This window comes from Nocardiopsis eucommiae (genome assembly GCF_965344335.1).
In the GTDB taxonomy this organism is placed as follows: domain Bacteria; phylum Actinomycetota; class Actinomycetes; order Streptosporangiales; family Streptosporangiaceae; genus Nocardiopsis; species Nocardiopsis eucommiae.
Genome location: NZ_CBDRIY010000042.1, coordinates 39,628 through 59,540, shown reverse-complemented (window position 1 = coordinate 59,540; position 19,913 = coordinate 39,628). Strand labels below are relative to the sequence as shown.

17 protein-coding genes are annotated in these 19,913 nt (G+C 71.7%); 10 read left to right on the top strand and 7 right to left on the bottom strand.

Translation table 11 applies throughout. The annotated features are described in order from the left end of the window. Positions 1–6: 6 nt before the first annotated feature. Complete coding sequence (gene glpX, locus ACRWK8_RS22555) at positions 7–1,032, bottom strand: class II fructose-bisphosphatase (RefSeq protein WP_378746442.1); 1,026 nt, start codon at positions 1,030–1,032, stop codon at positions 7–9. Between the two features lie 387 nt (positions 1,033–1,419). On the opposite strand from glpX, the gene ACRWK8_RS22550 reads away from it, so the two are divergent. Continuing rightward, positions 1,420–2,031 (top strand): TetR/AcrR family transcriptional regulator, encoded by a 612-nt coding sequence (locus tag ACRWK8_RS22550; protein WP_378746508.1) that lies wholly within the window; start codon positions 1,420–1,422, stop codon positions 2,029–2,031. Positions 2,032–2,212: 181 nt separating this feature from the next. Then, entirely contained in the window at positions 2,213–2,803 is a 591-nt protein-coding gene (locus ACRWK8_RS22545; protein WP_431872724.1) for a DUF4245 domain-containing protein, read from the top strand. Between the two features lie 75 nt (positions 2,804–2,878). On the opposite strand, the gene ACRWK8_RS22540 is transcribed toward ACRWK8_RS22545, so the two are convergent. Then, positions 2,879–3,850, bottom strand: coding sequence for a 4-hydroxy-3-methylbut-2-enyl diphosphate reductase (locus ACRWK8_RS22540; protein ID WP_378746431.1), 972 nt, complete (start codon positions 3,848–3,850; stop codon positions 2,879–2,881). Positions 3,851–4,145: 295 nt separating this feature from the next. On the opposite strand from ACRWK8_RS22540, the gene ACRWK8_RS22535 reads away from it, so the two are divergent. The 3 genes from ACRWK8_RS22535 to ACRWK8_RS22525 all read left to right on the top strand — a co-directional run bounded on the left by ACRWK8_RS22535 (position 4,146) and on the right by ACRWK8_RS22525 (position 6,529). Further along, positions 4,146–4,790, top strand: a complete 645-nt coding sequence (locus ACRWK8_RS22535) for a DUF8129 domain-containing protein (RefSeq protein WP_378746426.1) — start codon at positions 4,146–4,148, stop codon at positions 4,788–4,790. A gap of 156 nt (positions 4,791–4,946) precedes the next feature. Next, on the top strand, positions 4,947–6,284 hold the full coding sequence (xseA, locus tag ACRWK8_RS22530; RefSeq protein WP_378746423.1) for an exodeoxyribonuclease VII large subunit: 1,338 nt from the start codon (positions 4,947–4,949) through the stop codon (positions 6,282–6,284). A gap of 2 nt (positions 6,285–6,286) precedes the next feature. Continuing rightward, positions 6,287–6,529, top strand: a complete 243-nt coding sequence (locus tag ACRWK8_RS22525; protein WP_378746416.1) for an exodeoxyribonuclease VII small subunit — start codon at positions 6,287–6,289, stop codon at positions 6,527–6,529. Positions 6,530–6,691: 162 nt separating this feature from the next. Here ACRWK8_RS22525 and ACRWK8_RS22520 read toward each other — a convergent pair whose 3' ends face one another. Beyond that, positions 6,692–7,258 carry a DUF6542 domain-containing protein gene (locus ACRWK8_RS22520; RefSeq protein WP_378746504.1) on the bottom strand — a complete coding sequence of 189 codons (567 nt, stop codon included), beginning with the start codon at positions 7,256–7,258 and terminating at the stop codon, positions 6,692–6,694. Positions 7,259–7,448: 190 nt separating this feature from the next. Continuing rightward, complete coding sequence (locus ACRWK8_RS22515; protein ID WP_431872720.1) at positions 7,449–8,807, bottom strand: DNA recombination protein RmuC; 1,359 nt, start codon at positions 8,805–8,807, stop codon at positions 7,449–7,451. 211 nt (positions 8,808–9,018) lie between these two features. On the opposite strand from ACRWK8_RS22515, the gene ACRWK8_RS22510 reads away from it, so the two are divergent. Continuing rightward, positions 9,019–9,717: an alpha/beta fold hydrolase gene (locus ACRWK8_RS22510; protein ID WP_378746407.1), complete on the top strand. Its 699-nt coding sequence runs from the start codon at positions 9,019–9,021 to the stop codon at positions 9,715–9,717. Between the two features lie 9 nt (positions 9,718–9,726). Here the strand turns inward: ACRWK8_RS22510 and ACRWK8_RS22505 are convergent, their stop codons facing one another. Next, the gene (locus ACRWK8_RS22505; protein ID WP_378746401.1) at positions 9,727–10,695 is read right to left on the bottom strand and encodes an FkbM family methyltransferase; all 969 of its coding nucleotides are present in this window, start codon (positions 10,693–10,695) and stop codon (positions 9,727–9,729) included. 203 nt (positions 10,696–10,898) lie between these two features. Between ACRWK8_RS22505 and ychF the strand changes: the two genes are divergently transcribed. After that, positions 10,899–11,984 (top strand): redox-regulated ATPase YchF, encoded by a 1,086-nt coding sequence (gene ychF, locus ACRWK8_RS22500; protein ID WP_431872717.1) that lies wholly within the window; start codon positions 10,899–10,901, stop codon positions 11,982–11,984. 179 nt (positions 11,985–12,163) lie between these two features. On the opposite strand, the gene ACRWK8_RS22495 is transcribed toward ychF, so the two are convergent. Next, a complete protein-coding gene (locus tag ACRWK8_RS22495; protein WP_378746368.1) occupies positions 12,164–12,850 on the bottom strand; it encodes a lysoplasmalogenase family protein in 687 nt (228 codons plus the stop codon). Positions 12,851–13,270: 420 nt separating this feature from the next. On the opposite strand from ACRWK8_RS22495, the gene ACRWK8_RS22490 reads away from it, so the two are divergent. The 3 genes from ACRWK8_RS22490 (at position 13,271) to ACRWK8_RS22480 (ending at position 18,663) form a co-directional block, all read left to right on the top strand. Beyond that, positions 13,271–14,233 (top strand): conjugal transfer protein, encoded by a 963-nt coding sequence (locus ACRWK8_RS22490; RefSeq protein WP_378746358.1) that lies wholly within the window; start codon positions 13,271–13,273, stop codon positions 14,231–14,233. A 79-nt stretch (positions 14,234–14,312) separates the two neighbouring features. Beyond that, a complete protein-coding gene (locus tag ACRWK8_RS22485) occupies positions 14,313–14,636 on the top strand; it encodes a hypothetical protein (RefSeq protein WP_049568747.1) in 324 nt (107 codons plus the stop codon). A gap of 19 nt (positions 14,637–14,655) precedes the next feature. Further along, positions 14,656–18,663: a TcpE family conjugal transfer membrane protein gene (locus ACRWK8_RS22480; protein ID WP_431872714.1), complete on the top strand. Its 4,008-nt coding sequence runs from the start codon at positions 14,656–14,658 to the stop codon at positions 18,661–18,663. A gap of 53 nt (positions 18,664–18,716) precedes the next feature. Here ACRWK8_RS22480 and thpD read toward each other — a convergent pair whose 3' ends face one another. After that, positions 18,717–19,622 carry an ectoine hydroxylase gene (thpD, locus tag ACRWK8_RS22475; protein WP_431872712.1) on the bottom strand — a complete coding sequence of 302 codons (906 nt, stop codon included), beginning with the start codon at positions 19,620–19,622 and terminating at the stop codon, positions 18,717–18,719. Positions 19,623–19,913 lie beyond the last annotated feature (291 nt).

The following is a 19,913-nucleotide window of genomic DNA, read 5'->3' as shown; positions in this document are numbered from 1 at the left end:
CGGTGACTACTCCGGGGCGGAGGTGAGGTCCACGCCGCTGTAGGCGGAGAGCTTGCTCAGACGGTGCTCGCTGCGGACCTGGCGCACGGTGCCGCTGCGACCGCGCATGACCAGGGAGTCGGTGGTCACGCCGGTCGACTCGTACCGGACACCGCCCACCAGCTCGCCGTCGGTGATGCCGGTCGCGGCGAAGAACACGTCGTCCGAGGAGACGAGGTCGTCGGTGAGGAGCACGCGGTCCAGGTCGTGGCCCGCGTCGATCGCCTTCCGGCGCTCCTGGTCGTCCTTGGGCCACAGGCGGCCCTGGATGACCCCGCCCAGGCACTTCATGGCGCACGCCGTGATGATGCCCTCGGGGGTGCCGCCGATGCCCAGCATCAGGTCCACGCCGGTGCCCCGGCGCGCGGCCATGATGGCGCCCGCGACGTCGCCGTCGCTGATGAACTTGATCCGGGCGCCCGCGTCGCGCACGTCCTGGACCAGCTGCTTGTGGCGCGGACGGTCGAGGATCACGACCGTCACGTCCTGCGGCGACTTGCCCTTGGCGCGGGCCACGGCGCGGATGTTCTCGGCGGGCGAGGCGGCGATGTCCACCACGTCGGCGGCCTCGGGGCCGGTGGCCAGCTTCTCCATGTAGAACACGGCGGACGGGTCGAACATGGTGTTGCGCGGGCTCATCGCGATCACCGCGATGGCGTTGGGCATGCCCATGGCGGTCAGGGTGGTGCCGTCGATCGGGTCGACCGCGACGTCCCAGTCGGTGCCGCCGCCGTCACCGACCCGCTCGCCGTTGTAGAGCATGGGCGCGTTGTCCTTCTCGCCCTCACCGATCACCACGGTGCCGTTCATCGACACGGTGCTGATCATGTGGCGCATGCCTCGCACGGCCGCACCGTCGGCGCCGAGCTTGTCGCCCTTGCCGACCCAACGGGCCGCGGCGAGCGCGGCGGTCTCGGTGACGCGGACCAGCTCCAGCGCGAGGTTACGGTCGGGCGCCGAGTGCTGCGCGGACGGGCTACTGGACTGCGACATGGACGTGACACCTTCCGTCGGGAAACAGGGTGGGGGTTCTCTCTTAGGGTAGTCACCCGACGTGACCTCCGTTTATCGCGGTCCCCGAGGAGGACGGCGCGCGTGTCGGACGCCACCCGGGCGGAGGAGTGCCCGAGCGGGGGCGGATCGTGCGCGTGGCCCGGTGATCCGGGGCGGGTGGTCGGGTGACGCGCAGCCCGACGCGGCCCGTAACATCGTGCACCTGTACCGGATCGGCCACCACGTGGCGGTCCCGGCCGCAGGGAGAGCAGTCGTCAGGCGCGTCGGTCGCGTCGAGCCCGCCGCCACCAGGCAGGGGGGAGTTCCCGTGGTCTCCCGGGGGACGCTTCAGGTCGCGGGGACCCGGACGGAAGTGAGGGCGTGACAGTGGACAGGACGGACAGGCCCGCGCGGGTCTCGCCGCGCGGCGCGGCCACGCGCAGTGCCCTGCTACAGGCGGCGGCCCAGGTGTTCCGCACGGTGGGGTTCGCCAGGGCCGGGGTGAGTGAGGTCGTCTCGGTCGCCGGGGCCAGCGTCGGCAGTCTCTACCACCACTTCACCGGCAAGGCGGACCTGTACGTCGCCCTGTACGAGGAGTTCCAGCAGCGCCAGCAGGAACGCACCCACCAGGCGGTCCGCGACGCCCGCTCCGAGGGTGAGAGTGATCCCACACGGCTGATGAACATCGCCGCGCACGCCTACCTCCTGGGTTGCATAGAGGAGCGCGACACCGCGCGACTGTTCTTCAGCGGTGACGGCCCGCCCGGGTTCGACTACCAGCTGCGGTCCCGGCTCACCCAGTGGACCGACCGCAACGTCGCCCTGTTCCGCAAGGCCGACGAGCCCGTGGACGAGGCGCTGCTGATCGTGGTGAGCGGTTCCATGCTCCTGGCCGTCGCCGAGGTCGTGCGGCGCGACGACGTCGACGCCCACCGGCTCGCGGACGAGATCACCGGTCTGCTCACCGAACTCGAACCCCGCCACCGCCAGCGGGACTAGCCCCGCCGCGGGGCGGGGGAAGGCGGCCGCACGGCGGCACGGATCCGTGGCCGACCACGTCGGGGTCCTCGGCGCCGAGGGCCCGGTGCCCGGGTTCCCGTCCGGGACGGGGCGCCGCTCACACGCGCTAACCGCACCCCAGGTCGAAGTGGCCCGGGAGCTGGGGCAAGCTGGTCATGTCATGAGTTCATACAGCCGGGCCAACGCCACCTTCAAGAACTACGCCATCTCCCTCGGGGTCGTCGTCGCGATCATCCTGGTGATGGCGTTCGTGGTCTCCACGCGATCGGGTGAACGCATCCCCGAAGTCCAGTTCCGCCCGGACATCGAGGTGCTCCGGAGCAGCGCCGGGTATCCGGTGACCGCCCCCGACGAGAACCTTCCCGAGGGATGGACCCCCACCAGTTCCACCCTGGACCTGAGCGGCCCGGTCGAGTGGACGGTGGGCTTCGCCACTCCGAAGGACAGCCACGCCAGGCTGGTCCAGAGCGACGACGACCCCGACACCGTGCTGCGCGACACCGTCAAGGACGCCGAGCCCGTGGGCACCGTCATGGTGGGCGACCGCGAGTGGGAGCACCTGGAGTCCGAGGACTGGGGCGCCCTCGTGCTGCGCGAGGAGGGCCGGACCCTGGTCGTCGCGGGCAGCGCCGGTGTCGACGAGTTCGCGGAGCTGGCCGAGCACCTGGAGACCTTCCCGGTCCCCGAGCCCGAGGCCGCCGGGGACGGGGACGAGGCCGAGCCGTCCGAGGCCGCTGACACCGACTCCTAGGGCGTCGGCCCCGGCACGAACGAAGGGCCCCGTCGAACCGTGTGGTTCGGCGGGGCCCTCGACGTCGGGTGGCGGCTACTCGGCGCGCAGGTCCCGGCGGAGCTCCTTGGGCAGCGAGAACGTGAGGGTCTCGTCGGCCGTCGTCACGGGGCTGACCGAACCGAAGCCGTGCCCGGCCAGCTTGTCCAGCAGCTCGCGGACGAGGATGTCGGGCACCGAGGCGCCGCTGGTCACGCCCACGGTGGTGACGCCCTCCAGCCAGGCCTCGTCCATGAGGGTGGCGTTGTCGATCAGGTACGAGGCGTTCGCGCCCGCGTCCAGGGCGACCTCGACCAGGCGGACGGAGTTCGAGGAGTTGTCGGAGCCCACCACGATGACGAGCTCGCACTCCGGCGCCATCGCCTTGACGGCGTCCTGGCGGTTGGAGGTGGCGTAGCAGATGTCGTCGCTGGGCGGGTCGAGCAGGTTCGGGAAGCGCTCGCGGAGGGCGTCGACGGTCTGGTTGGTCTCGTCCACCGAGAGGGTGGTCTGGGACAGCCAGGACACGTTGTCCGGGTCACGGACCTCGACCTTGTGGACCTCGTCGGGGCTCTCCACGATCTGGATGTGGTCCGGGGCCTCACCGCTGGTGCCCTCGACCTCCTCGTGGCCGATGTGGCCGATGAGGATGATGTCACGGTCCTCGGAGGCGAAGCGCTGGGCCTCCTTGTGCACCTTGGTGACGAGGGGGCACGTGGCGTCGATGGTCTTGAGCTGGCGGCGGTGCGCCTGCTCGTGGACGGCGGGCGAGACACCGTGAGCGGAGAAGACGACGATGGCGCCCTCGGGCACCTCCTCGGTCTCCTCGACGAAGATCGCGCCCCGCTCCTCCAGGGTGCGCACGACGTGCGTGTTGTGCACGATCTGTTTGCGCACGTAGATCGGGGCGCCGTACTGTTCCAGTGCCTTCTCGACGGTGATGACCGCCCGGTCGACTCCGGCGCAGTACCCCCGAGGGTTGGCGAGAAGCACACGGCGTTGGTTCGTGGCAGTCGTCATCGCACTCATGGGACACATCCTAGGTGTGATCCAGCGCCGTGGGTCCGGGTGTGGGATAGGGCACGGAGTGGGTACGTCCATGGCGGGTTCGCAGGCGGGTGGGGTCGGTGCGACCGAACGCACACGATCCCGCGGCGAAGTGGCGCAATCGTTCGCTTCCCGTCCGCTCATGCCGCTACTCCCTCCTCTATCCTGGTTCACCATCGCATCTGTTATGAGGCGGTTCGCCCTCAACTCGGCCTTGCCTTGTTCGCTGGACGCGCGCCGCCGGCCCAACGCCGAGAGCATCAGGAGCCCCCGTCCTATGTCGAACCCGACCATCGTCACGAAGCTGACCACCCTCGTCAGGGGCATCTTCGGACGCAAGGACCCGGTCGTCACGACCGTGCAGGACAAGAAGGACGAGATCCCCGCGCGGGAGAGCGCGGAGAAGGTGGAGACCCCCGCCACCACGGACGCGTCGTCCGAGGAGACGGCCGAGCCGACCGAGGCGAAGGCCGCGAAGGCCGCGACCGAGCCCGAGGCCGTGAAGGCCGAGGAGAAGACCGACACCCCGGCCGGGGCCGCCCCCGAGGCGACCCCCGAAGCCGCGTCCGAGACCGCCCCGCTGGTCGAGGAGCCCAGGGACGAGCCCACCGTCCCGGCCACCGCCGACCTGCCCGAGGACGGTCCCGCCCTCGCGGAGGAGCTGGAGGCCGCCGAGGCCCACACCACGGTCGCCAGCGACGACGTCCTGGAGCGGGTCCGCAAGGAGGCCGCCCCCGCCGTCGACGACCTGGCCGTCCCCACCTACGACGAGCTCACCCTGCCGTCCATCCGGGCGCGCCTGCGCAAGCTCACCATCGAGCAGGTCCGCGACCTGCGCGCCTACGAGGTCGCGCACCAGGGCCGCCCCGAGTTCATCAAGATGTACGACAACCGGATCGCCAAGCTGGAGTCCGAGGCCTGAGTCCGGCCGTGTCCGTGGGCCCTCCCCGGACCACCCCCGCCGTCGTGACGCCCCGGAGGCCGGGGCCCGGACACCGGTCCGGCACCCCTCCGCCTCCGGGGCCGCACGGTCCCTCCTTCACCGAACCGTCCGTACCCTGGCCTAGGCTCTTGAGCCATGGGCATGGAGAGTTCGGCGGAGTCACCGCAGCCGGTCAGGACCGTACTCCAGGCGGTCGGCGGCTGGATCGACCGGCTGGGCGCCATCTGGGTCGAGGGACAGATAGCCGAGCTCAACTCGCGCGGACGCATGTCCTACATGACCCTGCGCGACCCGGTCGCCAACGCCTCCATCCGCGTGCTCTGCGAGACCTCCGTCCTGCGCCGCCAGGAGCCTGCCCCCGGCCCGGGCGACCGCGTGGTCATCCACGCCAAACCGGACTTCTACCAGCTCAAGGGCACCTTCTCGTTGCGCGCCCGGGAGATCCGGCACGTCGGGATCGGTGAACTCCTCGCCCGGCTGGAGCAGCTGCGCCGGACCCTCACCGCCGAGGGCGTGTTCGACCCCGCCCGCAAACGGCCCCTTCCCTTCCTGCCCGACACCGTCGGCCTGATCTGCGGTCGCGACTCCGCGGCCGAGCGCGACGTGCTGGAGAACAGCCGTCGCCGCTGGCCCGCCGTGCGCTTCGAGGTGCGCCAGGTGGCGGTCCAGGGCGACCGGGCCACCCGCGAGGTGATCGAGGCCCTGCACGACCTGGACACCCGGCCCGAGGTCGACGTCATCGTCATCGCCCGTGGCGGCGGTTCCATGGAGGACCTGCTGCCCTTCTCCGACGAGGCCATGGTCCGGGCGGTGGCGGCGGCGGGCACCCCCGTGGTCAGCGCGATCGGCCACGAACAGGACGCGCCCCTGCTCGACCACGTGGCCGACGTTCGTGCCTCCACCCCCACCGACGCCGCCAAGCGGACCGTCCCGGACGTCGGGGAGCAGTTGGAGATCATCCGCCAGCTCCGCGACCGGGCCCGCCGGGTGATCCGGGGCGGAGTCGACCGGGAGCGGGCCTGGCTGGAGAGCGTGCGTTCCCGCCCGGTCCTGGCCGACCCGGTCCGGGAGACCGACCGCCTCACCGAGCAGGTCCTGGAGCTGCGTGACCGCGCCCGCCGGACCCTCACCGCCGCGCTGGACCGCGCGGCCGACGGCATGGTCCACACCGAGGCCCGGCTGCACGCGCTCTCACCGGCGACCACGCTGGCGCGCGGCTACGCGATCGTGCAGCGCGAGGACGGTTCGGTGGTCCGCTCCGCCGCGGAGCCCGCGGTGGGGGAGACCCTGCGCGTGCGGTTCGCCGAGGACGGCCTGAGGGCCACCGTCGACGCCCTCGAAAGCGAGGCTGAGCCCGAGTCCCGTCCGGTGGGGAAGAAGGCGGCCACGGGCGCCTCACGCGGCAGGAAGAAGAAGGCGGCGCCCGCCGCCGAGGACACCACGGACAACCCAGCCACCACAGAGGGGGAGTAGGCATGGCCGACCAGAGCGAGGCGCCGGAACTGAGCTACGAGGAGAGCCGGGAGGAGCTGAACAACGTCGTCCGGAGACTGGAGTCGGGCGGCCTCACCCTCCAGGAGTCCCTGGATCTGTGGGAACGCGGGGAGAAGCTGGCCCGGGTCTGCGAGCACTGGCTGGAGGGGGCCCGCGCCAAGCTCGCCGCCGCCATGGACGAGCGCCGGGCCGACGAGCCCGGGAACGACGACACCCCGTTCTGAGAGACGGTCCGTGCCCGCTCCGGGTCCGGAGTTCGGGGCCTCCGGGTGCCGGGGCGCGCTCGGGCCGGGGCTCCCCGCCCGGTCGGCGCGGGGCGTGCGGGGACCGCGTCCGGCCGTGTCGGCTCCTGGTGCGCGCGGTCCGGGCCGCGGGAGTCGCGGGGCCTACTTGCGCCCGTTGAGCTCGTCACCGAGGTTGCGCAGGTTGCCCGGGAGGCCACGGAAGACCGCGACGACCAGGACCAGCGCCGTGCCGAGGAACAGCCACGGGGCGACCTCGGCCAGGCGCGAGGCCAGACCGAGGATGAGGACCCGGGCGAACCCCTCGTTGCCCAGGGCCAGCACGCTCTCGGCGGCGACCACGGCGACGAAGTAGGCGATGGGCGGGCTCACCGACAGCGACAGCAGGTCGCCGGGTCGGACCAGGGCCGCCGTCACCAGGCAGGCGAGGGTGAAGGCCAGGCCGGGTGCGGCCGGGGTCGACGTCAGGTGGGCGATCATGGTCCCGGCGAAGCTGAACACGACGATGATCAGCACACCGCCCCGCCCGGTCAGCCGTGGAGGTTGCCAGGCGGCGGGCGCCGCCTTCGGGTGACTGCGCGCTGTCCTGTCCGGGTTCGGGTGGCTGCGCGCGGACCTGTCCGCACCCGCCGCCCCCCGACCGCGACCGTTGGACCGCACGAAGTACGGGGCCTGTCCGGGATCCGGACCGTCCGACTTGCGCGGGGGCATGGTCGTGCGCCTCCCCAGTTGATTACTCACAGTGTTTAGTGTGTCACTTCTCGTGAAACTTCGGGGGTCTTTCCTGGGATCGTGTCGCCATTTCGGCCACATGCCCCTTCCGGGCTGATCGCGGCTTCCACCCCTTGGACGCCGAGATCTCCCCTCCAGGTTCCGGCTGGTTCCGGAGACGGGGGTCCGGTCACTCGCTGCGAACGGCTCCCCCTGCGTCCATTTGGGGCGAACCGTTGCGACCGTTACCACCATGCCGAATTCCGCCGACCTCGGCGGCGCTGGCGAGCTTCAGGTCCGACTTGTCCGCATCGTGTGGAGACGTCTCCGCGACCCCCGCCGACGCCTCCGCGAGTTCCGGTGCCGCCACCGTACGCGGCCGCTCCTCCACCCCGGAGAGCCGGTCCAGGTCACCGTCGACCAGCCCCAGCTCACCGAAGCGCCGCGCGGTCACCAACACCCTGCTCTCCAGGGACCCCACGGTCTGGTTGTAGGCCCCCACCGTACGGTTCAGCGCCCGGCCCAGCCCCTCCACGTGGCCGCCCAGCGTGGCCAGCCGCGAGTACAGCTGCTTGCCCAGGTCGAACACCTCGCGGGCGTTCTCGCTCAGCGCCTCCTGCTGCCACGCGTACTGCGCGGTCCGCAGGAGCGAGATCAGCGTCGTCGGCGTCGCTATGTGCACCCGCCGCCCCATCGCGTGCTCCAGCAGTCCGGGGTCGTACTCCAGTGCCGGAGCCAGGAACGCCTCACCCGGGATGAACAGCACCACGAACTCCGGCGCCGGGGTGAACGCCGACCAGTACGACTTCGCCGCCAACTGGTCCACGTGCGTGCGCACGTGTTTGGCGTGCGCACGCAGCCGCTGCTCCGACGCCGCGCCCTCTCCGGCCTCCACCGCGTCCAGATAGGCGGCCAGCGGCACCTTGGAGTCCACCACGATGTTCTTGCCGCCCGCCAGCCGCACCACCATGTCCGGCCGCTGCGCCTCGGAGACCGCCTGCTCCTCGAAGTCGCAGTACGCGGACATCCCGGCCAGCTCCGCCACCCGCCGCAGCTGGAGCTCACCCCACCGGCCACGCGCCTCCGGCCTGCGCAGCGCCGTCACCAGGGACTGCGTCTGGTCCCGGAGCCGGTCCGACCCCTCACGCACGTACTCCACCTGCTTGGCGAGCTCCGCGTGCGCGGCGGCCCGCCCGGCGTCCACCTCACGCAGCTGGGTCTCCACCCGGTTCAGGGTCGCCGTCAGGGGCTCCACCATCCGCTCCACGGCGCGGCGCCGTTCGTCCAGGTCACCCCCGGCCTCCGCGCTGACCGCCCGGAGCCGCCCCTCGGCGAGTTCGAGGAAGCGCTGGTTGGTCTGGTCCAGGGCCTGCGCGGAGAGCGCGCGGAACCGGTCCGCGAGCTGTTCCTCGACGTAGGCGGCGCGCTCCTCCGCCGCCCTGGCGTCGGCGCGGGCCTCGGCGTCACGACCACGGGCGAGCAACCAGCCCACGGCGGCGCCGACGGCCAGACCGATGACGAGAACGAGTACGAGTGCGAGGGCGTCCATGGCGCCATGCTCTCAACCACCGGGGGTCACGCGCCCGCCAACGCGCAGGAATCCGCGTGCCGCACCGCCCCGGCGACCCTGACCGGAACCGGCCACGGGCGGGGGTTGCCGGGGCGGGAGCCAACACCGACGCTGGGAACCCCCGTGACGTCGGGGGCGCGACACCTGTGGAGACCGCGCCCACACACGGCGCCCGAGAAAGGTCACCCACATGCGCCTCGCCACCCACACCAGCGGAGCGGGCGACCGCCGCGCCGTCCTCGTCCACGGAGGCACGTCCCTGCACCGGACCTGGCACGGGGTCGAGGCCGAGCTCCTCCGGCGCGGCTACCAGGTGACCGGTGTCGACCTGCGTGGACACGGCGCGAGCCCACGCGGGACCTACACCGTCGAGGCGCTGCGCCAGGACCTGGTGGACACCCTCCGACCCGGTGCCGAGCTCGTCATGGGCCACTCCATCGGCTGCCTCGCGCTGTCCCTGGCCCTGGACCACCTGCGCCCGGGGCGGGCCGTCCACGTCGACCCGGCCTTCCGGATCCCGCCCCAGCCCGAGGGTGCCAGCGAGCGGCTGAGCGTGGCCGTCGCCACGGCCGACGCCGACCGGGTACGCGAGCTGCACCCCGGCTGGAGCGACGAGGACGTGCGGATCGAGCTGGCCGGGTTCGCCGCCACCGACCCCGACTTCCACACGTGGGTGATCGACCACGTCGCGGGCGAGGATCACTTCCCCAAGACCGCCGAGGTGCCCTCCCTCGCGGTGATCGCGGGAGTGGGCTCCCCGATCGGCGTCGAGGGCGCCCGCGTCCTGGCCGAGCGCGGCTTCACCGTCCGCACCGTGGAGGGCGCCGGGCACCACGTGCACCGCGACGACCTGCCAGGGCTGCTCGCGGCGCTCGACGGCTGGATCTGACCGACGTCCTCACGGCTCCGGCGGACGGCCGCACGCCCGGAGGGCCGCGCGCCACACGGTGACCGAGTCCCAGAAGCCGCTCGGAGGCTCCTCCGGAGCGAACATCCACGTCCGCTCCCACGCGGGGGAGGCCCGGCCGGAGATCTCCGCGCGTGCCTCGTAGGGCGGATCGCCGCTGATCGGGAACCACCGGTACTCCAGAGGGTCCAGAAGGGCCATCAGCCGCTCCTCCACGCCCCGGTCCGGTCGCACCTTCGCCATCACCCAGGGCCGGAAGCGGCGCAGCACCTCCAGACCCCCGGCGACCACGTCCGGCTCGGTTCCGGAGGTGTCGATCTTCACCACCGAGGGGAAGGTCGCCGCCGTTTCGTTCCAGCGGGACAGGGTGGCCGTGCGGACGGTGATGTGGGCGAACCCGAGCCTCGCCGAGCTCACCAGCCGGTTGCACATGTCGTTGTGCAGGGCGCGACGCAGGTGCCCGCTGCCGTTGTGGTTGCTCAGGGCCAGGTCCACGACGCCGAACCCGAGGTCGCCCGAGGCGGAGACGGCGCGCGCGGCGGCGGCCAGCTCCGGTGTGGGCTCGAACGCGAAGACGGGACGGCGGGTGCGCGCGGCCGCGAGCATCGAGTACACGCCCACCCCCGCGCCGACGTCGAGGACCGCCCCGGGAGGGGTGTGGTCGAGGATCGCCATGAAGTTGGCCAGGCTGTCGGGTTCGTGCCGGGACAGGCCGGAGGCCGCGAGGCGGCGTGGAACCGTGAGGTCACCGGACAGCTGGAGGGTGATCGTGTCCGGTCCGACCCGGCGCCGGTCGTCCTCGGGGCGGGGCAGGACCAGAGTGAACCTGCGGTTGCGCGGCGGAACCCGGGCCGGATCCAGCCCGCCCAACCTCCGGGGCAGGTGGACACGGAGCTGCCGGGTGGCGAAGCGCACGAGCGGATACCGGTGTACGAGTGCGCGCAGCTGGTCCTGGACCACAGTGTCTTCCCCTCAGGAGAACGGAGCCGCGGTGGCTGCTGCCGGGGGCCGTACGACGCCGTCCTGTCGGCTCGTTCCCTGTTCGTGGTGCCCGGCCGCACCCCGAACCTACTCTCCGTGTCCAGTCGGGCGCACTCCGTTTCCGCGATTGGCCGTCGGTGCCCGGGTCGGCCCACCCGCCGCTCCGCATAGACTCTGACCTTGTGAGTCTGTCTATCGGGATCGTCGGCCTGCCCAACGTTGGCAAGTCCACCCTCTTCAACGCGCTGACCAAGAACGACGCTCTGGCGGCGAACTACCCGTTCGCCACCATCGAGCCCAATGTCGGAGTCGTGGGCGTGCCCGATGCCCGGCTCGGGAAGCTGGCCGAGATCTTCGGCTCGGCGAAGATCCTGCCCGCCACGGTGGACTTCGTCGACATCGCGGGCATCGTGCGCGGCGCCTCCACCGGTGAGGGCCTGGGCAACAAGTTCCTGGCCAACATCCGCGAGAGCGACGCCATCTGCCAGGTCATCCGGGCCTTCGAGGACGCCGACGTCACCCACGTCGACGGCGACGTCGAGCCCTCCCGCGACATCGAGACCATCAACACCGAGCTGATCCTCGCCGACCTCCAGACCCTGGAGAAGGCCATCCCGCGCCTGGAGAAGGACGCCAAGCGCAACGCCAAGGACAAGGACTCCCAGGAGCTCCTCAAGGCCGCGCGCACGGCGCAGGAGATCCTCGACGAGGGCGTCTCCCTGTCCCAGGCCAAGGACGTGGACCTGGACCGGCTGCGTGAGCTGAGCCTGCTCACCGTGAAGCCGTTCATCTACGTGTTCAACCTCGACACCGACGAGCTCGCGGACGAGGCCCTGCGCGGCAGGCTCCAGGACCTGGTCGCCCCGGCCGAGGCCATCTTCCTCGACGCGAAGATCGAGGCGGAGCTGGCCGAGCTGGACGACGACGAGGCCCAGGAGCTGCTGGAGTCCCTCGGCCAGACCGAGTCCGGCCTGGCCCAGCTGGCCCGGGTGGGCTTCGCCACCCTCGGCCTCCAGACCTACCTGACCGCAGGGCCCAAGGAGGCCCGCGCCTGGACGATCCGGAAGGGCGACACGGCCCCCGAGGCCGCCGGGGTCATCCACACCGACTTCCAGCGCGGCTTCATCAAGGCCGAGGTCGTCTCCTTCGACGACCTGGTCGCGGCCGGGGACATGCAGTCCGCCCGCGCCGCGGGCAAGGTCCGCATGGAGGGCAAGGAGTACGTGATGGCCGACGGCGACGTGGTGGAGTTCCGCTTCAACGTCTGAGTCACACGCGAACCCACGAAGGGGGGGGACGAGTCCTCTCGGCCCGCCCCTTCGTCGTCTCCGGGGGGCGCGCGGACCCACGGGCCTCAGCGGGTGTGCGTCGTGCCGCTGGTCCGGGCCACACACCCCAGCGCGTCGAAGCCGGAGAACGCGGTGCGCCCGCCCGCCCGGCGCGGGGCTCAGGGGCTCGCGGCTTGGTTCTCCTGTGCGGCCTCACGGCGGAGCAGGCCCAGGACGATCAGGACCTGGGCGGCGATGTAGGTGCTCATCACCAGGAGGTCGCGCTGGGGCAGGTCCAGGCCGGGGGCGAACGCGTTCAGGGCTATCAACGAGTCCGAGACCAGGAAGAGCGCGCCGCCCGCCGCCACCCACGGGCCCATCCCGGTGGCCAGGACCGCCATCAGACCCAGGAGGAGGCCGTAGAGGAGCACGGGTACCAGCAGGACACCGGTGTGCGGCGCGCAGACCCACACCAGGGCGGCCACGTAGACCACGTACGGGACGAGGAGGAGGCGCCGCCGGTACAGGAGGCTTCCGGCGCGGTGGGGCCAGAAGGCGATCACGAACACCACCTGCGCGACCAGGAAGAAGCCCACCATCAGCAGGAACGCGGTGTCTCCCGACGCCAGGCCGGGGGCGGAGTCACCGAGCCAGGAGAAGCCCAGCGCCACGAGCGCGAGTCCGAGCAGCCGACCGCGCGGTCGCCGGGACGCCGCGAGCACCACCAGGGCCAGCGCGGGCATCAGGAGGACCTGGGTGGGGCGTGACCAGGCCTGCGGGCCCAGCACCTGGACACCGAGGTGGACCAGGGACAGCAGCACGAGGACCAGCAGCGCGGCCCGCGCCAGGGGAGTGTGGGGGATCATCGCGCCATCCTAGGCAGCGGGGTTCCGCCGGGCTTCGGCCCCCCGTGGGTCCGGGCGGTCCGGAGTGTCCCTGGTTACATCCGCCCAACGGTTTCCTGGCCACTCAGGACACATCTTGCTCACCAAGCGGTGACCAATCCCTTTACGGTCCGGACAGAAATGCCCTGACGTGCACATACGTGAGAAGAGGTCAGTGGTGAATTGCCACCCTCTGCACCTTTTAGGTGGATCCTTCGCGTCGGGCAATGTGACCCCGGTCGGGAAACACGGACCCGTCCTGGCCACTCCCAACCCGCACAATGCCTCACTATAGGGATGGGGTAGACAAGGGCATGGCGGAAAGCGTCGGCGACGACGCGCGGAGGACCGGCGTCGGCACAGCGGCCGACGCGTCACTGTGTGCGGGATCAGGAGGCGGGGATGGCCAAGACGGCGCGGCGCGACACCGCGGTGCGTGACCGGGTGGACGACGTCGAGCACGACGAGCTCGACGCACCGCGTCCCCGAAGGCCACGCGCCGGTGCGGGCGGACGCTGGTGGGTCGGCGTCGGACGCGTCCTGCTGTGGGCGTTCATCATCGTCGTCGTCTTCAACGGCATCTGGTTCCCCATCCGCAACGGTTTCTCCCTTCCGGCCACCGGCGCGGAACCCGAGGTGAACGAGACCCTCGACTTCCCCGAGGCCTCCGCCGCGGCCTTCGCGCTCCGCTTCGCGGAGTCCTACCTCGACACCTCCGACCCCGAGGCCCGGCTCACCTCCCTCGCGGCCTTCGTCCCCGACGGTCGGGCCAGCGACCTCAACCTCCCCGCGGACAGCCTCTCCGGTGAGAACCTGACGGTGATGGACGTGGACGTGCGCGACGAGCACAACGCCGTCGTGGCCATCCGCGCCGACGTCAACGACGAGGCCATGAGCCTGGAGGTGCCCGTCTACAGCGACGGCTCCTCGCTGGTGCTCTCCGGCCGCCCCGCACTGCTGGCCGCGCCCAGCCAGGCGGAACTGCCCGCGGCTCCCTCCTACGACACCGACTCCCAGGCCGCCGAGCAGCTCGAGGGCGTGCTCACCGGCTTCTTCGAGGCCTACGCGGAGGAGGCCGGGCACCTCGACCGCTACGTCGAACCGGGCGCCTCCGTCACCCCACTTCCGGCGAACAGTGTGGAATTCAGCGAACTGTCCGTTATGCCGGTGCCATCCAAGTCCTCGACCGGGGATGATGACGTACGACAGGTGGCGACCACCGTGGTCTGGGGCCTCCCTTCCGCCGGTGACGGCGAGGGAGAAGCCGGACAACTGGCGCAGAGCTACCTGGTCACGGTCGTGAACTCCGGAAACGAGTGGTACGTGCGTGACATCCAGGGCGCCCCGCACTCGTTCGGTGACTGACCGACGACGGGGCCTGTAGGCAAGGAGACGAGACCAACCATGCGCACACCAGTAACGACAGCGGAGGAAGGCGCCTGACATGCTCCCCCTGTTGTCCGCCACGGCCGACACCATGACGGCCCTCGGCGCCGCCGACCCGATCTCCCTCGCGGTCGAGGCCACCCCCGCGCAGAACGCGCCCGACACCGGCGGTCTCGCGGACTTCCTGCGTGGCTTCTTCGGGCCGCTGTTCCTCGTCATCGTGTCCATCGTGGCGATCTTCTTCCTGTTCACCAGGGAGATCACCCGCTTCATGCAGTTCATCATCCTGGCGATCTTCATCGGGATCGTGTTCTACGTGCCCGGCATCATCGAGGTCATCGCGGTGGCGCTCGCCCGAGCGATGGGCGTATCGACGGAATAGGCGAGGGAGGCCGGAAAACGTGGATCTGCCCACGTACACCAACATCTGGCGTATCGAGAAGCGGCTGTACAAGCTCTACGATTTCCGGCTGCCCATGCCGCTCCCGGTGGGGACCTTCGGGGTCGCCCTGGGCGTGTTCGCGCTGTGGGTGGTGCTGCTCAGCATCCTCAACGCCCCGTTCGCCTTCGGTAACGGCTGGCACCTGGTGCTCTGGGTCGTCCCGCCGGGAGTGATCACCGTGCTGGCCACCCGGCCGGTGATCGAGGGCAAGCGCCTCACGGAACTGCTCATCTCGCAGGCCCGGTTCCTCACCGAGGCCCGCGTGTTCACGCGGCTCGCGCCCGAGTACGAACCCGCCGAGATCCGTGTCTCGGTCCGCGTGTGGCACCGGGATGCCGAGGCCGGGCCGCTGCCCCTGCCCCGGGGCGCCCGCCGGGCCCAGACCGAGACCGAGACCGAGACCGAGACCGAGACCGAGTCCCAGGCCGCGCCCGCCGAGGTCCAGGAGCCCGAGGAGGCGCCGGCCCTGGAGAGCGCGCGCCGGGCCGCGCCGCCGCTGCGCGGCGTGCCCGCGCGCCCGCCCGTCCCCGTCGTCGAGCACGACGACTCCGTCGAGTACACCCCCGCACGGAAGGTGCCGGTCGCCGTCGCCGCGGGGGCCGGAGCAGACCAGGAGGACGACGGCGTGGCGGAGCCCGGGGAGCGGTCGGACGACACCTCGGAGGAGCCCCGCACGGGCGTCGGCCGTCGTGTCCTCAACTACTTCGGTTTCGGCCTCCCGGACACCCGGGAGGAACCGGCCGAGCAGGACCGGCCCGGTGACTTCGACGAGCCCCTGTACGTCACCGAGGAGGACGAGCAGCGCGACCGCGACGAGTGGTTCGCCCGGCTGCGCGCCTCCTCCGGGGAGACGCCCCTGGGACTGACGGCCAAGAGCGCCTACTCCGACAGCGACACCGGTGCCATGAGCAGCGCCGAGCTCACCGAGGCGGTCACCCCTCGGCCCGACGCCTCCCGGCGCCGTGCCGAGGAGATGATGGCCGCCCCCGTGGAGGAGGAGTCGCCCGCCGCCCGCCGCCTGCGCGGCCGGACCCAGGGCATCCAGGTGGCCAAGGATCTCGCGGACCGCCGCGAACGCACCCCCGAGCCCACCCGCGAACGAGCCCAGCAGGCGCCGCCCGCACGGCCCGCCCGGGCCCGGGGAGCGGCCCTCCCCGACACCTCCGAGGACCGGCCGACCAGGCAGCGCCGCGAGGGTCGGCCCCACGCCACCCCGTGGGCGATCGAGGAGAACCGCACCGAGTACCCGGACCTGTCCGACTACGCCACCCGCTTCGCCGCCGCGACGGGTCGTCCCTCGGCGGCCGGGAACGTGTCGGCCGCCCCATGGCTTCCCCCGGCCGCGGCGACCCCCGAGGACCCCCCGGCGGCGACGCCGGAGGAGCCCGAGAGCACGGACGAGCCGACCGGGCGTGCCGAGGTGGGCCCGCAGGTCTCCCACGCCACCCACGGCCTGGGGCGCCCGGCGGCCGAGGAGACGACCAAGCCGCCGTTGCAGCTGGACCACGGCACGGGCGAGCACGAGGCCATGCCGGTGGAGAGGGAACACGGCACCCAGTGGAACGAGCACATGTCCGTGCTCGACCGCCACCTGATCAAGGCCGACACCCCGGCCCCGCCCCGGCCGAAGTTCGCCGACGCGGTGCCGAGCCAGGAGCGGGACGACGAGCGCCGCGACCCGGCGGACTGGTTCGACGACGGCAAACGGCGCCACCCCGACCAGCCGAAGGTGGGGGACAGGGACAACCCGGTGATCGTGGTCAGCGAGCTCCGCGAAGAGCGCCGCGCCGCCGCCGAGGCCAGGCGTCAGAAGGCGGAGAAGGCCGAGAAGCCGGAGGCGGCGCAGGAGACCGCGCGGGCTCAGGGCCCGAAGGATGACCGGGACGCGGCCGTCCGGGGTACCGGGCGGGTCCAGGGCTCGAAGACGGATGGGGCGAACAGGGAGGCCCCGGAACTCCAGGTCCACGACGCACCGTCCGTCCAGGGGCCCGAAGAACTCCCCGAGACCGAGCAGGTCGAGCGGGCTCCGGACTCCACGGGTGTCCGGGACGTCGAGAGGACCGCGCCGCCGCAGGGGCAGGGGTCGCCGTCGGCCCGAGCGGCCGAGGGTCACCGCGAGACCGAGCAGGTCGAGCGGGCTCAGGGCCCGAAGGATGACGGGGACGTCGCCGAGGCCGTACAGGGTCGCGAGGCCCGTGAACCGCTGACCGCCGCAGAGGTGGGAGGGTCCGAGACCGATCAGGCGCGGGGCGCACGGGACGCGGGAACGCTCGAGTCCCACCAGCCCCCGACCGCGTCCGGGGCTCGCACGGTGGAGAACGCCGACCCCGAGGAACAGACCCAGGGTGGGGCCGCGCGGGCCCCCGAGGTTCACGAGCCGCACGAGGCCCGCGAGCCGGTCGGGACCGACGAGTCCGCGTCCGCTCAGGCGGCTGGTGAGCCGCGCGTGACCAACGGGGCCGCGGAGGCGCACGAGGCCGAGATCCAGCGGGCCACGCGGGCCGAGGCCCACGGATCCACCTTCGTTGACGAGCCCGCCGACGCGGCACGGTCTCAGGGGGAGCACGAACCCCGGGGGCCCGAGGCCGGTGGCGTCACGGGGTCCGCGCACGTCGAGGGGCCCAAACCGCCGACCCAGCTGGACCACGGTACGGGCGAGCTCGTGAGCTTCGTGGAGGTCCGCAAGGAGCCCCGCGTCCCGAAGTCCACGGCACCCGCTCCCCGGCCGAAGGAGGACTCCGCTCACCGACCCACCGAAGCCGAACTGGCCGAGGCCGAGGCGGCCGCGCTGCGGGCTCGCCGTTCCCGTACCGCGCCGACGGGGGAACCCGAGACCGCCGAGCGGGAAGACGCCGAGCAGGCCGAACACGACCCCCACGACGGGGTCTTCCACCGGGTCGCGCAGAACGCGCGCCGGATCGGTCAGCTCTTCGGACAGCCCACTCCGGGGGAGGAGCCCGAACCGCCCGAGACCAGAGCGGACGCCGCCAAACCCGACCTCGAACTGGACCACGGCACGGGCGAGCAGGCCCGGCTGGGCGACACCCCCAACGGGGTGCCCTCACAGCGGACCGACCCCGAGCCCGCCCGGAGCGAGGAGGAGCCGGACTCCGGTTCCCACTCCGGTGGCACCCGGGGCTGGCGCCGGCTCGCCAAGGTGGTCACCGGAGGCGCGACGCCGGTCCGTTCCGACCTGCCCTCCAGCGACATCGAGAGGCTGCGCGCCCCGCTGGCCGAGCCCCGGTCCCTGGTGGTCCTCGGCTGCACCGGCGGCGCGGGGCAGACGGTCACCGCCCTGATGATCGGCCACACCCTCGCGGCGCACCGCGACGACCGGGTGGTGGCGGTCGACGTCAACCCCGGTCCCAACGGTCTGTCCCGCCGGGTCGGCGCCCAGGCCCCGGAGACCCTGACCGCGCTCCTGGCGAACGCCGACGCCGTCGACGAGTACGAGCACATGCGCGCCTACGCGGGCCGTGCCGGGACGGGGCTGGAGGTCGTGCAGACGCTGGACGACCCCTACGTGCAGACCCTGGACGACCGCGACTACGGCCAGCTCACCGGGCTCCTCGGCGGCTTCTACGGAGTGACGCTGCTGGACCCGGCCGCCACCGGTGTGGCCCGGGCCCTGCCGGTCACCGACGGCCTGGTCCTGGTGGCCCCAGCCAGCGCCGACGCCGAGCGTGCGGTGTCGATGACCTTCGAGTGGCTGGACGGCAACGGGTACGCCACGCTGAGGGCCAACTCGATCCTGGTCGTCAACGGGGTCAGCAAGCGCAGCCTCCAGGACGTGGACGCGGCCGAGCGGGTCGCACGCGGCCGCTGCCGGGCGATCGTGCGCATCCCCTGGGACGACCACCTGGGTTCCTCGTACACGAAGATCGACGTCGGTGCCCTGCGCCCGGCCACCAAACGGGCCCACGGCGCCCTGGGCGGGGTCCTGGTCAACACCCTGGCCCCGGCCTGAGCCCACGCACGTTGTGGCCCGCACCCGCTTCCGGGTGCGGGCCACGGTCGTTGCTAGCGTCCCGCGGGCGTGGTGTCCCTCGCCGCTAGGAACTCCGGTCGGGCCTGGTTCGCGCTGAACGGCTTCGCGCAGACGTTGTCCACGCTGTTGAACACCACGAACACGTTGGAACGAGGGTAGGGCGTGATGTTGCCGCCCGATCCGTGCATGCAGTTGGAGTCGAACACGGTGACGTCGCCCGCCGAGCCGGTCAGCACGTCGATGCCGTGCCGGTCCGCGATCAGGTTGAGTGACGCCTGGTCCGGCGTGCCCACGTGCTGGCTCTTCAGCGAGGAGCGGTGGTGGTCGTCCGGCGTCCGTCCCACGCAGGAGACGAAGGTGCGGTGGGACCCGGGCATGATCATCAGTGCGCCGTTGTGCGTGTAGTTGTCGGTGAGCGCCACGGAGAAGCTGACGGCCCGCATCCGGGGCATGCCGTCCTCGGCGTGCCAGGTCTCGAAGTCCGAGTGCCAGTAGAACGAGCCGCCGCCGAAGCCGGGCTTGTAGTTGACCCGGCTCTGGTGCACGTAGACGTCGGAGCCGAGGATCTGCCGGGCACGGTCGACGAGCCGGGGGTCGTTCACCAGGTCGTGGAAGACCTGGCTCACCCTGTGCACCTCGAACACCGAGCGCACCTGGTCGGAGGAGGGTTCGACGACGACGCGCTCGTCGGCCCTCAGTACGGGGTCGGCGCTGAGTCGTCGCAGCTCGGCGCGGTAGGCCTCGATCTCCACCGGATTGACGATCGACTCGACCTGCGTGTATCCGCGGCGGTCGTAGCCGTCGAGTTCCTCGGCGGTGAAGGGGCCTTCGGCCACACCGGGCCAGACGACGGGATCGCGGCGGTAGAGCAACGCGGGCTCGGGCGCCTTACGGGTGGGGTAGTCGTCCGCTGTCGGAAGTTCCATTTGCAGAGTCATGGCGCTCCCCTCGGCGGGGGTGCTCCTCTCGGCTTGGGGTCCTTCGTACGACATGTGAACCTAACAAACCGCGATTTCACGAATGAGATCGACTTCTTCTCGCCGTGTTTACACGTTCACTATCTGGGTATTACTGGTCTACTATATAGGCGGAAACCGGGAAGTCCGAGAGATCTGCTTTCGTGTTCTGATTCGCCGGTTCGCCTTTCTTCGGGTGCTCACCTGCGCGAGGCCCCTCCCGGTCCGCGTGCTCAGGGTCGCCCCATCTGGATTCCTCGTCGTCGCAGCTCA